The 13,227-nt window shown below is 72.2% G+C and carries 13 protein-coding genes; 6 read left to right on the top strand and 7 right to left on the bottom strand.

All coding sequences use genetic code 11. From position 1 onward, the window contains the following. The first annotated feature begins 127 nt into the window (after positions 1 to 127). Positions 128 to 1,702, top strand: coding sequence for a metallophosphoesterase family protein (locus LRD69_RS23425; RefSeq protein ID WP_277328510.1), 1,575 nt, complete (start codon positions 128 to 130; stop codon positions 1,700 to 1,702). A gap of 51 nt (positions 1,703 to 1,753) precedes the next feature. Here LRD69_RS23425 and LRD69_RS23420 read toward each other — a convergent pair whose 3' ends face one another. From LRD69_RS23420 to LRD69_RS23410, 3 genes are all read right to left on the bottom strand, one after another. Then, positions 1,754 to 1,882 (bottom strand): hypothetical protein, encoded by a 129-nt coding sequence (locus LRD69_RS23420; protein WP_093772350.1) that lies wholly within the window; start codon positions 1,880 to 1,882, stop codon positions 1,754 to 1,756. A 400-nt stretch (positions 1,883 to 2,282) separates the two neighbouring features. Then, on the bottom strand, positions 2,283 to 3,137 hold the full coding sequence (locus tag LRD69_RS23415; protein ID WP_277329853.1) for an NmrA family NAD(P)-binding protein: 855 nt from the start codon (positions 3,135 to 3,137) through the stop codon (positions 2,283 to 2,285). 134 nt (positions 3,138 to 3,271) lie between these two features. Further along, positions 3,272 to 3,817, bottom strand: coding sequence for a GNAT family N-acetyltransferase (locus LRD69_RS23410; RefSeq protein ID WP_277328509.1), 546 nt, complete (start codon positions 3,815 to 3,817; stop codon positions 3,272 to 3,274). Between the two features lie 100 nt (positions 3,818 to 3,917). Here LRD69_RS23410 and LRD69_RS23405 point away from each other — a divergent pair, with 100 nt between their 5' ends. Genes LRD69_RS23405 through LRD69_RS23395 form a run of 3 tightly spaced genes read left to right on the top strand, consistent with a single transcriptional unit; the run spans position 3,918 to position 6,555 of the window. Further along, positions 3,918 to 4,490 carry a CDP-alcohol phosphatidyltransferase family protein gene (locus tag LRD69_RS23405; RefSeq protein ID WP_277328508.1) on the top strand — a complete coding sequence of 191 codons (573 nt, stop codon included), beginning with the start codon at positions 3,918 to 3,920 and terminating at the stop codon, positions 4,488 to 4,490. Then, positions 4,487 to 5,347, top strand: a complete 861-nt coding sequence (locus tag LRD69_RS23400) for a phosphatidate cytidylyltransferase (RefSeq protein WP_277328507.1) — start codon at positions 4,487 to 4,489, stop codon at positions 5,345 to 5,347. The genes LRD69_RS23405 and LRD69_RS23400 overlap by 4 nt, the downstream gene beginning before the upstream one ends. A gap of 5 nt (positions 5,348 to 5,352) precedes the next feature. Continuing rightward, positions 5,353 to 6,555 carry a lysophospholipid acyltransferase family protein gene (locus LRD69_RS23395; RefSeq protein ID WP_277329852.1) on the top strand — a complete coding sequence of 401 codons (1,203 nt, stop codon included), beginning with the start codon at positions 5,353 to 5,355 and terminating at the stop codon, positions 6,553 to 6,555. A 116-nt stretch (positions 6,556 to 6,671) separates the two neighbouring features. Here the strand turns inward: LRD69_RS23395 and pruA are convergent, their stop codons facing one another. Beyond that, positions 6,672 to 8,303: an L-glutamate gamma-semialdehyde dehydrogenase gene (gene pruA / locus LRD69_RS23390; RefSeq protein WP_277328506.1), complete on the bottom strand. Its 1,632-nt coding sequence runs from the start codon at positions 8,301 to 8,303 to the stop codon at positions 6,672 to 6,674. A gap of 37 nt (positions 8,304 to 8,340) precedes the next feature. After that, positions 8,341 to 9,267: a proline dehydrogenase family protein gene (locus tag LRD69_RS23385; RefSeq protein WP_277328505.1), complete on the bottom strand. Its 927-nt coding sequence runs from the start codon at positions 9,265 to 9,267 to the stop codon at positions 8,341 to 8,343. A 182-nt stretch (positions 9,268 to 9,449) separates the two neighbouring features. On the opposite strand from LRD69_RS23385, the gene LRD69_RS23380 reads away from it, so the two are divergent. Further along, positions 9,450 to 10,598 (top strand): helix-turn-helix domain-containing protein, encoded by a 1,149-nt coding sequence (locus tag LRD69_RS23380; protein WP_277328504.1) that lies wholly within the window; start codon positions 9,450 to 9,452, stop codon positions 10,596 to 10,598. 42 nt (positions 10,599 to 10,640) lie between these two features. Here LRD69_RS23380 and LRD69_RS23375 read toward each other — a convergent pair whose 3' ends face one another. After that, positions 10,641 to 11,123, bottom strand: coding sequence for a carboxymuconolactone decarboxylase family protein (locus LRD69_RS23375; protein WP_277328503.1), 483 nt, complete (start codon positions 11,121 to 11,123; stop codon positions 10,641 to 10,643). Between the two features lie 47 nt (positions 11,124 to 11,170). Here LRD69_RS23375 and LRD69_RS23370 point away from each other — a divergent pair, with 47 nt between their 5' ends. Beyond that, positions 11,171 to 12,595, top strand: a complete 1,425-nt coding sequence (locus tag LRD69_RS23370; RefSeq protein WP_277328502.1) for a PLP-dependent aminotransferase family protein — start codon at positions 11,171 to 11,173, stop codon at positions 12,593 to 12,595. Positions 12,596 to 12,625: 30 nt separating this feature from the next. Here LRD69_RS23370 and LRD69_RS23365 read toward each other — a convergent pair whose 3' ends face one another. Further along, positions 12,626 to 13,210, bottom strand: coding sequence for a TetR/AcrR family transcriptional regulator (locus LRD69_RS23365; protein WP_277328501.1), 585 nt, complete (start codon positions 13,208 to 13,210; stop codon positions 12,626 to 12,628). Positions 13,211 to 13,227 lie beyond the last annotated feature (17 nt).

The following is a 13,227-nucleotide window of genomic DNA, read 5'->3' as shown; positions in this document are numbered from 1 at the left end:
TCGGCACCCTACTGCTCGTCCCACCCCATGACATTTTGCGTCCACCATACGGACACATGGGGAGCTATACGTGTACCGTTCACCCATTCGACGGGAAGCCGTCAGCCGACAGGTGGATGTTCTGGCCATGGACATCCCTCGCTTCGGAATTCCCGAGAAGCTCGCCGACCGCATGAGCATGGCCGAGCAGCACGACTACCTGCGCACCCGGCTCACCCGGCGCGGCGCGCTGCGCACCGGTGTCGCGACTGCCGCCGTCGTCGGCACCGGCCTCTCCACCGGACTCGCCGCCTCGCCCGCGTACGCCGCGCCCACCGTGCTCACCTCACGCAACTCCTCCACCCAGGTGGACGGTTCGCTGGTCGCCCCGTTCGGCCGGCATCTCGCGTACGGCGCCGACCCCAGGGCGCAGATGCGGGTCTCCTGGCAGGTCCCGTTCGCGGTCGGGCGCCCGTACATCCGGATCGGGCTCAAGCCGTGGGCGCTGAGCCGCAAGATCGACGCCGAGGTGCGGCACTTGACCACCCCGCTCCTCAACGGCGGCAAGATCGCGGCCGCCGAGCAGTTCTACGTGCACGCGGGGCTGGACCGGCTGCAGCCCGGCACGACGTACTACTACGGCGTCGGCCACGACGGTTTCGACCCGGCCGACACCCGCAACCTCGGCACGCTCGGCACCTTCACCACCGCGCCGTCGCGCGCCGAGACCTTCACCTTCACGGCCTTCGGCGACCAGGGTGTCAGCTACCACGCCCTCGGCAACGACCAGCTGATCCTCGGCCAGAACCCGGCCTTCCACCTGCACGCGGGCGACATCTGCTACGCGGACCCGTCCGGCTCCGGCCAGACGAGCGACACGTACGACGCCCGCACCTGGGACCAGTTCCTGGCGCAGACGGAGACCGTCTCGAAGACCGTGCCGTGGATGGTGACCACTGGCAACCACGACATGGAGGCCTGGTACTCGCCGGACGGCTACGGCGGCCAGAACGCCCGCTGGTCCCTGCCGGACAACGGCCCGGATCCGGTGGGCCAGCCCGGTGCCTACTCGTTCGTGCACGGCAACGTCGGCGTGGTCGCGCTCGACGCCAACGACGTTTCGTACGAGATCCCCGCCAACTTCGGGATCAGCGACGGCAAGCAGACCCGCTGGCTCGACCGGCGCCTCGGTGAGCTGCGGGCCCGTCACGACATCGACTTCATCGTCGTGTTCTTCCACCACTGCGCCTTCTCGACGACCAACGCGCACGCCTCGGACGGCGGGGTGCGGGACGCCTGGGTGCCGCTCTTCGAAAAGCACCAGGTGGACCTGGTCATCAACGGCCACAACCACGTCTACGAGCGCACCGACGCGATCCTGAAGAACGCGGTCGCGCGGAAGGTGCCGATCGGCGAGCGCACCGACCCGACGCGGGACGGCATCGTGTACGTCACGGCGGGCGGCGCCGGCAGGGCGCTGTACGACTTCCCGGCGCCGGACACGTACGAGGGGCACGTCGAGGACCAGGAGAGCGTGAACACGTACCACGTGGTCAAGGGCGGCGGCAGGGCCACCGAGACCGTGGAGTGGTCGCGGGTGCGCTACACCGGCTTCTCGTTCCTCGCGGTGGAGGTCGAGCCCGGGCGGCACGCCCGGATGAAGGTCACTGCGCTCGCCGAGTCGGGCGAGCGCATCGACCACTTCGAGATCAGCCGCGGCTGATCCGAACCGGACCGGTCTGCGTGACCGGCCGGTCTCAGTGACCGGTCGGTCTCAGTGACCGGTGGAGCCGCCGTTGTCCCTGCGGTCGAGGGCTCGCTGCAGGGCGGCGGCGGCGTTCTGGCGCTCCGACTCGGTCGGGCGGTGGGTGTGACGGACGCGGCGGACAGTCGTCTCTGCCATGGTGGATCGACTCCTTGAGATCGCGAGGATTTCGAGATCGAAAAAACGTGAGGGTGATTTCGAGATCGGGATTTCGAGGCGCCGGAAGGGGCGGTGGCGGATGCCGCAGGGGTTGCCTGCATCGGGCACGCGCTCACGACCGCCAGTCGCTGGATCTAGCGAGACGTTCGGCTCCTACAAAGCTAGGGCAGCTCGGCCGGTCTGTCTCCACAATTACTCGGACTTCCTACTATCTGAGACGGGGGTTTGGGGCCGCCCGCCCGCAGATCCCGGGTCAGGACCCGCCCGGCCGGCGATCGTGCCTGCTCAGGGGTGGTGACACGGCCAAGGAACGGGTCGGCCGCTCCGGTCCGGGAGCGGTGATCCCGACGGCGCCGGATGCTCCTTCCAGGGGTACGGGTCACCCGCGGGGCGTCGGCCATTCCTGGGTGGCCGCCCACGCGCCGTACGAGGTCCAGGGCACGCCCGGGAACTGTGCCCGCAGCGCCGCCAGGTCCACCTGGTAGCCGGTGTCCGCCAGGTAGCTGAACATGGCGAACATGTCGGGGCTGGTGGCGCGCAGGTCCTCCAGCGGTGTCTGCCGGAACTCGACCGTGCCGCCGGCGGCCCGTCCGATCTCCGCGGCCATCCGGACCGGTGTGGGATCGTCGCCCGCCACCTCGATCCGCTGCCCCGTCCAGCGGTCCGGATCGGCCACGATCTCGGCCACGACGCGGCCCAGATCCTGCCGCGCCACCTGCTGGAGGGGAGTGTCACCGGGGAGCGCCATGGTGAGGAGCCCGGCCGCGACCTCGTCCGGCACGCCCAGTGCGTTGTCGTAGAAGTAGGTGGGTGCCACCACCGTCGCCGGAAGCCCGGAGTCGGCGAGCAGCTCCTCGGTCCTGGCCTTCGTCTCGAAGTGCGGAATGCCGGTGCCGCGGTCCGCGCTGGCGACGGACGCCAGCACCAGATGGGGCAGCGCGGCGTCCGCCGCCGCCCGTACGATCGCCGCGCCCTGGGCCACCTCCGCGTCCAGACCGTCCTGGAACGGTGTGGTGACGGCGAACGCGGCCGTCGCGCCCCGGAACGCCTCGGCGAGCGAGGCCGCGTAGAACAGATCCCCCGGAACCACCTCTGCTCCGGCCGCCGCCAGGGCCCTGGCCCGTCCGCTGCCGGGATCACGCACCACGGCGCGTACGGCGCGCCCCGCCTCCAGGAGCGCGGTGACCACCGCGCCGCCCTGGCCGCCGGTCGCACCGAGCACCGCGATGGTCATGGGGTCTCCCTGGTCGACGGACATGCGTCCATGCTCACCAGAAGCGGCGGGACCTGCCACCGGGAGGCCCCGGGCGCACACGGAGTCCTCGCCCGCCCACGACCGGCGGGCGGCGGGCGCGGCCGCCCGGGGCGTCAGAGCACGTCGCCGTCGCGCCAGTCGAAGATCAGCTCCTGGGACGCGGAGGGCAGCGGGCGCCCTGCCGCGGCACGGACGTACGTACTGCCCTCCTCGTCCGGCAGCGGCTCCACTCCGGCCGGCCCCTGCACGGCGATCCGCCCCCGCCACGGCTGCCAGCCGCGCGCCGCGTACAGACCGGCCCCGGTGTCGGAGGCGGACAGCGCCCCGAAGGCGTACGCCCCGTCGACGACCCGCTCCAGCGCCGCCATCACCCGGCCGCCGAGCCCCTCCCGCCGCCGGCCGGCACGGACGGCCACGCCTTCCACGTATCCGATGCGGTACGAGCGGTGGGCGTGGATCACCCGGCGCTGAACGACACTGCCGTGCGCGAGAACGCCACTGCCGTCCCGCGCGCAGACGTGGATGCCGCCCAGGGTGTGGTCCCAGTCGTCGTCGCTGAAGCCGCCCTCGAAGGCGGTGCCGAGGAAGGCGCGGATCCCGTCGCGGTCGGTCGGCGTCAGCTCGTAGGTGTGCACGGTGTGCCACGACGGCTCAGTCATGTCCCCCAGCCTCTCAGCCACCCGCGCAACGAGGTACTCAGTGCGCAAATGAGTAGCTGTCACGTGTCGAAGAGCCGTCCACCGAAGGAGAGTTGGACCCATGAACGGCCTCTACGCTCTCAAGCCCTGGTACGCGGACCGGCTCTCCGGTGCCCGCGCCGCGCTCGTCCGCCACGAGGTGTCGCCCGACACCCTCACCGCGGCCGGCGTGGTCTCGGCGGCGGGTGCCGCCGCCGCACTGGCCTGGCTGCCCACCGGCCTCGCCGCTCTGCCGGTCGCCGTGCTGCTGGCGGCCCGGCTCGCCTTCGCCAACCTCGACGGGGCGCTGGCCCGCGACACCGGCCGGACCACCCGGCGCGGTGCGGTGCTCAACGAACTCGGCGACCGGGCAGCCGATCTGCTGGTCCTGGCCGGTTTCCTGACGCTCGCCCCGCTGTGGCTGGTGGCGGCCGCCGGACTCGCGGCGACGCTGCCGTCCTGGGTGTCGCTGGCGGGCGCGGCGGCGGGCGCGCCCCGGCGCAACGGTGGTCCGGTCGGCAAGACCGAACGCTGCCTGCTGGTCGTCGTCGCGGCGGCGAGCGGCTGGGCGGTGCCTGTCCTGGCCGTGATCGCCGCCGGTTCGCTGCTGACCGCGGCGGCCCGGCTGGCCTGGCTGTGGCGGGAGCCGGCATGAGCGTCGCACTGATCGCAGAGGAGGCGGCGGCGCGGGCCGTGCCACTGGTCGCCGGTGTGCTGGGGGCGGGCGGGGTCGCGGTCGCCGTACTGCCGTCGAAGGTCCGGATGCGGGCCGAGCTGCGCCGGCGGTGGCGGACCTGGGCACTGGTCGCACCCGTCTTCCTGGGGGCGTACTTCCTGGGCGGCGGCGGGACGTTCGCGCTGGCCGCGGGTCTCGGGGTGGTCGCGGTGAGCGAGTTCGTACGGATGGCGGGGCTGAGCCGGGCGGACCATGCGGTGCTCGTCACGGCCGCGGTCACGCTCCCGGCCCTCGCGTGGCTGGCGCCCGGGGCCCTGGGCGTACGGGCTGCCGCGCTGCTGCTGATCGCCGCCGCGCTTCCGTCGCTGCTGGGCGGGGACGACAGGTCCGGCTTCACCCGCGCCGCTCGTTCCGTGTTCGGACTGCTGTGGATCCCGGTCGCGCTGACCGGTCTGGTGACGCTCGGCGACACGGGCGTCGCGGTGGGCCTCGCGGTGGCGCTCGGCGATGTCGGCGCCTGGTGCGGCGGCACGGCGCTGGGCCGCCGCGGACCACTGTCCGGGCCGCTGTCGCCGCTCTCCCCCAACAAGACATGGGCGGGTGTGCTGGGCGCGGCGGTCGCAACGGCGTTGCTCCTGCTGGTACTCGGCGCGTTCTCGCTGCCGCTGTGGGGTGCGGTGCTCGGCGGCTGTGTCCTCGGTGACCTGCTCGAATCGATGGTCAAGCGGGAGTCCGGGGTCAAGGACGCGGGGAGCTGGCTGCCCGGCTTCGGCGGTCTGCTCGACCGGATCGACTCCCTGCTGGTGGCCCTTCTCCTGGCGATGGTGGCGGTGTGACGACGATGACGCCTCCCGCGCGCACGACCGACCACGGCGTACGGTCCGTGCTCCCCGTACGCTCCCGCTTCGGCGCCGCGCTCCGCCGCGGCCTGTGGTGGAGCGTCCTCAGCGTCACCGGCGGGGTGGAACGGCGGGGCCGACTGCCCCGCGGCGGCTGCGTGGTGGTCGCCAACCACTCCTCGCACGCCGACACGGCCGCGCTGCTCGCCGCGCTCGACGCCCGGCACTCCCCCGCGATCGGGGCGGCCGCCGACTACTGGTTCGACTCGCCCTGGCGGCGCCGGATCTGCCGCAGGCTCGCCGCGGGTTTCCCGGTGCGGCGCAGCGGCGGGGGCATGGACGACCTGCTGACCATGGCGGACGAGCTGCGGGCCGGCCGTGCGGTCGTGCTCTTCCCTGAGGGCACCCGGGGCAAGGACGGCAAGCTCGGTTCCTTCCACCGGGGCGCGCTGGTCCTGGCGGAACGGGCCGGGGTTCCGGTCGTGCCGGTCGGGATCGGCGGTACGGACCGGCTGCTGCCGAAGCACGGGCGGCTGCGTTCGGCGCTGGTGCGGGTGGCGGTCGGCGACCCGTTGCCGCCCGTCGTCACCGCGGAACAGGCCCGTGACGCGGTCGTGGCACTGCACACGCGTACGACGTCGGAGCCGCTGCGGGACTCGCCGGCGCGGCGACGCGTCGCGGCGGTCGTCACCTCGCGATGGGGCCTGCCGCTGGCCTTCTGCTGGGCGTTCGCCGAGGCGCTGAGCTGGCCGTTGATGCCGGAACTGCTGCTTGCGGCGGCGCCGCGTGCGGCACCGAAGATGTCGCTGGGGGCGCTCGCGGGCAGCGTGGCGGGCGGCCTGCTCGCCCTTCAGCTGGCCGCCTCGGGCGTGCAGGTGCCCGCGCCGTTGACCACGGACCGGATGCGGGCCGAGGTCCGGCACGAGCTGGCGCTCGAGGGGGCTTCGGCAGTGCGCCACCAGCCGTGGAACGGCATCCCGTTCAAGGTGTACGGCGCGGAGGCGGGCAGGGCCGGGACCGGGCCGGCGCAGTGGTTCGCCGCGTCGGCGACGGCGCGCGGTGCACGAACGCTGACGGTGGGACTGGGCTTCGCCGGGTTCGGGCTGCTGATGCGGCGTCACCGGCGGCAGTACGGGCGGTATCTGGTGCTGCTCGGCGGCGGGTTCGCGGCGGGGCTGGCGCTCATCGTGCACGGCTGGGCCTGAACGGCGCGAGTGATCCGGGCACCGGCCGGAAATGGAATCCGCCCCCGTCCGGCTGGGGGGAGCCGGACGGGGGCGGGACTTGTGGCGGGGTGCGCGCGTGGCGCGCCCCGAGGGGGTCAGCCCTGGTGGGGGTAGGTGTACTCGGTCGGCGGGACCAGCGTCTCCTTGATGGCGCGGGTCAGCGTCCAGCGCTGCAGGTTCTGCGGGGCGCCCGCCTTGTCGTTCGTACCCGAGGCGCGGCCACCGCCGAAGGGCTGCTGGCCGACGACGGCGCCGGTCGACTTGTCGTTGATGTAGAAGTTGCCCGCGGCGTAGCGGAGCTTCTCCATCGTGTACGCGGCCGCGGCACGGTCACCCGAGATGACCGAGCCGGTCAGCGCGTAGTCGGAGACCGACTCCATCTGCTCCAGCATCTCGTCGTACTTGTCGTCCTCGTACACGTGGACCGCGAGGATCGGGCCGAAGTACTCGGTCGTGAAGACCTCGTTGGCCGGGTCGGCGCACTCGATGACCGTCGGGCGTACGAAGTAGCCGACCGAGTCGTCGTACGTGCCGCCCGCGACGACGGTGCAGGACGCGTCGGCCTCGGCCCGGTCGATCGCTGCCTTGTTCTTGGCGAACGCGCGCTCGTCGATGACGGCGCCGATGAAGTTCGACAGATCGGTGACGTCACCCATGGTGATGGAGTCGACCTCGGCCGCGAACTCCTCCTTGAAACCGGAGTTCCAGATGGAGGCCGGGACGTACGCCCGGGAGGACGCCGAGCACTTCTGGCCCTGGAACTCGAAGGAGCCACGGGTCAGCGCGGTCTTCAGGACGGCGCGGTCGGCGCTGGGGTGCGCGACGACGAAGTCCTTGCCGCCGGTCTCGCCGACCAGACGCGGGTACGTGCGGTAGTTGGCGATGTTGTTGCCGACCGTCTTCCACAGGTGCTGGAAGGTCGGGGTCGAGCCGGTGAAGTGGATACCGGCCAGGTCACGGTGGTTCAGGGCGACCTCGGAGACGGCGATGCCGTCGCCGGTCACCAGGTTGATGACGCCCTTGGGCAGACCGGCCTCCTCCAGGAGCTGCATCAGCAGCACGGCGGAGTGGGTCTGCGTCGGGGACGGCTTCCACACGACGACGTTGCCCATGAGGGCGGGGGCGGTGGGAAGGTTGCCCGCGATGGCCGTGAAGTTGAACGGCGTGATCGCGTAGACGAAGCCCTCCAGCGGGCGGTGGTCCATGCGGTTCCACACGCCCGGGGAGTTGGCCGGGGGCTGCTCGGCCAGGATCTGGCGCGCGTAGTGCACGTTGAAGCGCCAGAAGTCGACGAGCTCGCAGGGGGTGTCGATCTCGGCCTGCTGGGCGGTCTTCGACTGGCCGAGCATGGTGGACGCGGCCAGCGTCTCGCGCCAGGGGCCGGACAGCAGCTCGGCGGCGCGCAGGATGATCGCGGCGCGGTCGTCGAAGGACATCGCACGCCACGCCGGAGCGGCGGCGAGGGCGGCGTCGATCGCGTCCTGCGCGTCCCGCTCGGTGGCACCGGCGAACGTACCGATGACGGCCTTGTGGTTGTGCGGCTGCACGACGTCGAACCGCTCGCCGCCGCCCATCCTCTTCTCGCCGCCGATGGTCATCGGCAGGTCGATCGGGTTCTCGGCGAGCTCCTTGAGCTTCGCCTCCAGACGGGCGCGCTCCGGGGAACCCGGGGCGTAGGAGTGGACCGGCTCGTTGACCGGCGCGGGGACCTGGGTCACAGCGTCCATGAGTTCCGTTGCTCCTTAGCTAGAGAGAGGAGGGGGCTCAGCCCTTGGTGAGGATGGAGCGGGCGAAGAAGAGCAGGTTGGCCGGCTTCTCCGCGAGACGGCGCATGAAGTACCCGTACCAGTCGGTCCCGTACGCGGTGTAGACACGCATCCGGTGCCCCTCGGCCGCGAGCCGGACGTGCTCGTCGCTGCGGATCCCGTACAGCATCTGGAACTCGTACTCGTCCAGTTTGCGTCCGGCCTTGCGGGCGAGCTCCTGCCCGATGGCGATGAGCCGCGGGTCGTGGGATCCGATCATCGGGTACCCGTCGCCCTCCATGAGGGTCTTCAGGATCCGGACGTACGCCTTGTCGATCTCGGCCTTGTCCTGGTACGCGACGGAGGCGGGCTCCTTGTAGGCGCCCTTCACGATGCGGACGCGGCTGCCGGCGGCGGCGAGGCGGCGGGCGTCCTCCTCGGTGCGGAACAGGTAGGCCTGGATGACACAGCCGGTCTGCGGGAAGTCCTTCCGCAGCTCCTCGTGGATGGCGAACATCGAGTCGAGGGTGGTGTGGTCCTCGGCGTCCAGGGTGACCGTGGTGCCGATCGCGGCGGCGGCCTCGACGACCGGGCGGACGTTGGCGAGCGCCATCTCGTGGCCGCCCTCCAGTGCCTGGCCGAACATCGACAGCTTGACGGACATCTCGGCCCTGGTGCCGAGGCCGAGGTCCTTCAGGCGGTCGATGAGCTCCAGGTACGCGTCGCGCGCGGCGGTGGCCTGCTCGGGCGTCGTGATGTCCTCGCCGACGACGTCGAGGGTGACCTCGAGGCCCTTCCCGGCGGCGTCCTTGATGATCGGGACGACCTGCTCGACCGTCTCGCCGGCGATGAACCGGTCGACGACCTGCTTGGTCCCCGGGGCGGCCGAGATGAAACGGCGCATCTTGTCACTGCGTGACGCAGCGAGGATCACGGGAGCCAGCACGGGGCACCTCCAACGGAAAAGTATGAACGAGGGCCGGACCGGCAGAAAATGACTCAGACCGGTACGGCACGGAGAACCACCGTGAAATCTAAGGATCCCTCCGATCCTGGACCATCGACAGCTGTCACGCATCCATGCCCTGGATCTCAGACATATGTCTGAAGTGGTGCGAGAATGGCCGCGTGAAGGGCGATTATCAGGAGCTGGTCGACGAGATCTCCGCGCTGCTCGGCGTCCCCGCGACACTGGAGAACCGGGATTTCGGCCTGGTCGCCTTCGGGGCGCACGACAGCGACGACGACACGGCCATGGACCCGGTCCGCACCCGGTCGATCCTGACCCGGCGCTCCACCCCGGCCGTCCGTGCCTGGTTCGAGGGCTTCGGCATCGCCCGGGCCACCGGTCCGGTCCGTATCCCGGCAGCCCCGGAGGCCGGAGTGTTCCGCGGCAGGATCTGTCTGCCGGTACGCCATCGGGGCGTCGTGCTCGGTTACGTATGGCTGCTCGACGCGGACCCCGGCCCGACCGACGAACAGCTGACCGCCGCCATGGACGTGGCGGCCCGGATCGGGGCGCTGCTCTCCGACGAGGCACGGGCGGGCGCGGATCTGTCCCGGGAGTTCGGTGCGGTGCTCACGGCGGGGCGGGGCTGGCAGCGCGACATGGCGGTCGCCGCGCTGCGCGAGGCCCTGGGCCCGGATGCGGACGGGCTGCACACGGTGGTCTGCGTCACGCCGTGGCCGGACGAGACCCCGTCCGTGCGTACGGTGCCGTCCGCGGCGGCGCTGTCCACGGTTCCGTCGCCGGCGGGGGCGGGCACCCTGTCGCTGGCCGCCCTGGTCCGGCTGCGCTCGCCCGAGGTACTCGACCCGGCGACGACCGCGGCCGACCGGCTGCGCACCACCGCCGGCCCAACGGCGACCGCCGGGGTCTCGGTACCGCGCCGGGGCCTGCCGGAGCTGGCCGCGGCGTGGCACGAGGCGTCGGCGGCGGCCCGCGCGGCGGCGGCGGAGATCCGCTTCGGCCCGGTCGCCGACTGGACGGACATCGGCCCGTACCGCCTGCTGACCGCCCTCCCGTCGACCACGGACACCGCCCCGGACCCCGTGGTGCGCCCCCTGCTCACCCCGTCGCACGCGGATCTGGCCCGCACCGCCGAGGTGTTCCTCGACTGTGCGGGCCAGGCGAGCCGCACGGCGGGCGAACTCGGCATCCACCGCCAGACGCTGTACTACCGGCTGTCCCGGGTCGAGCAGCTCACCGGTCTGGATCTGAACGACGGCGAGGACCGGCTGCTGCTGCACATGGCGCTGAAGGGGGCGCGGCTCTAGGCGATGACGGTGGGGCGGCGTCGCGGAGCGCCGCCGTTCCCCTCAGTGGGCCACCCGCTCGTCCGTGCCCGGCACCTTCGCGGTGCTCAGCGCGATGCGGTTCCAGGTGTTGATCGTGAAGATCAGGGCCAGCAGCCCGGCCAGCTCGGGCTCGTCGAAGTGGGCCGCCGCGCGGGCGTAGACGTCGTCCGGGACGCCGCCACTGGAGACCAGGGTGACGGCCTCGGTGAGCGCGAGCGCCGCCCGCTCCTTCTCCGTGAAGAAGGGGGCGGCCTCCCGCCAGACGGCGACCATGTGCAGCCGCTCCTCGCTCTCGCCCGCCTTGCGGGCGTCCGTGGTGTGCATGTGCAGGCAGTACGCGCACCCGTTGAGCTGGGAGGACCGGATCTGGACCAGTTCGACGAGGGCGGGGTCCAGGCCCTGGCGGGCGGCTGCGTCGAAGCCGATGAGGGCCTTGAACGCCTTCGGGGCCGCCTTGGCGAAGTCGATGCGGGGGATTCGGGTGACTGTTTCGTCGTTCGTCATGATCACTACGGTACGGAGCCGACCGACCTCGCGTAGGGTGCATTTCCGTGTCGGAATCATGGGTCAATTCGGCGGAACGGATCGGCAGTGACCTGCTGCTGGAGCTGACCGGCCCCGGCAGTCGCCGAGCCGTTCTCATCCGCGCGCTGCGCGACGCCGTCCGGGCGGGCAGGCTGCCTCCGGGCACCCGGCTGCCGCCCTACCGCTCGCTCGCGGCCGACCTCGGTCTGGCCCGCAACACCGTCGCCGACGCCTACGCCGAACTGGTCGCCGAGGGCTGGCTGACCGCCCGTCAGGGTTCCGGCACCCGGGTCGCGCACCGCGCCGCCCCCGCCGCCCCGGCCCGTGTCCCGACGAGGACCCCGGCCCGTCCGGACCCGCCCGTGCACAACCTGCGCCAGGGCCGGCCGGACGCCGCGTCCTTCCCCCGTACCGCATGGCTCGCATCCGCACGCCGTGCGGTGAACGCCGCACCGAACGACGCCTTCGGCCCCGGCGATCCACAGGGCCGCATCGAGCTGCGCCGCGCGCTCGCCGGCTATCTGGGGCGCGTGCGCGGGGTGCGCTGCACCCCCGAACGGATCGTGATCTGCTCGGGTTTCGCCCATGCGCTGCGGCTTCTTTTCGGTGCAGGGGTGGTGCGCGGCCCGCTGGCCGTGGAGTCGTACGGGCTCGGCTTCCACCGCCAGATCCTGGCCGCGGCCGGAGTCCGCACGGTTCCGCTGACGCTCGACGAACACGGGGCCCTCACCGGGGAGTTGTCGGAGCTGCCGGGCGTAAGGAGCGTGCTGCTCACCCCGGCCCATCAGTTCCCGACGGGCGGTCCGCTGCACCCGCGGCGGCGAACGGCCGTGGTCGACTGGGCCCGCACCAGCGGCGGGCTGGTGCTGGAGGACGACTACGACGGTGAGTTCCGCTACGACCGGGAGCCGGTGGGCGCCGTCCAGGGACTCGGCCCCGACCGGGTCGTCCATCTCGGCTCCGTCAGCAAGAGCCTCTCCCCCGCCATCCGTCTGGGCTGGATGGTGCTGCCCGAGCACCTCGTCGACGCCGCGCTGGCCACCAAGGGGGAACGCGAGGGCCGGGCGAGCGTCCTGGACCAGCTCGCGCTCGCCGACTTCATCGAGTCCGGCCACTACGACCGGCACATCCGCCGGATGCGGCAGCGCTACCGGCGCCGGCGCGACCAACTGGTCGCCGCCCTGGCCGCGCACGCCCCGCACATCGCGCCCACCGGCATCGCCGCCGGCCTGCACGCCGTCCTGCGGCTGCCGCCCGGCACCGAACGTTCCACCGTCAAGGCCGCCGCCTGGCAGGGCCTCGGCCTGGACCCACTGGCCGACTTCCGCCATCCGGCGGCCACGATGCCCGCCGAGGACGGTCTGGTCGTGGGCTACGCGACGCCGCCGGACCATGCGTACGGTGCGGCACTGGAGGCACTGTGCCGGGCGCTGCCGCCGCCCGGCACCTGACCGGATGCCGCGCCGGATGACCGCTCCTCCTCAGGACCGGCGGCCTTCGAGGATCGCTCGCAGGCCGTCCGTCAGATCCTGCGCCGAGGGTGCGCTCTCCTCGTCGACCATCCACTGCACCATCACACCCACGAGCAGGGCCTGGCAGAACAGTCCGACGACGCGCGCCGTCTCGGGATCGGCTTCCGGATCGATGCCCAGCATGTTCTCGGCGAGGCCCGCGCGGCCCTCCTGCTGCGGCCCGGCCAGGGCCTTCTGGAGCTCGGGGTCGGTGTCGAGCCGGGACACGACCTCCGTCTGGAGCTTCCAGATCGCCCGGCTCTCCGGGTAGCTGTTGATGACCTTGTCCCACGCTGCGCGGAACTGGTCGAGCGGTGCGGCGGGCGCATCGCCGTCCCCGAGTTCGTCGGCCGGCACGGTGATCCGGTCGCCCCACTCCTCGGTCAGCCGCAGGAAGGCCAGATTGAGCAGGGCCTCCTTGGAGCCGTAGTGGTAGCCGATGGAGGCGAGGTTGGTACCGGAGGCCGCCACGATGTCGCGTGCCGTCGTCCGGGCGTACCCCTTGTCCAGCAGGCAGCGCTTGGCGCCTTCGAGCAGATCTTCACGGTGTCCCATGACAGCAGCGTACCCGG

The sequence above is a fragment of the Streptomyces sp. JH14 genome (assembly GCF_029428675.1).
Taxonomy (GTDB): Bacteria; Actinomycetota; Actinomycetes; order Streptomycetales; family Streptomycetaceae; genus Streptomyces.
Note: the sequence above shows the minus strand (reverse complement) of the source record. Positions and strands in the feature narration are given on the sequence as shown.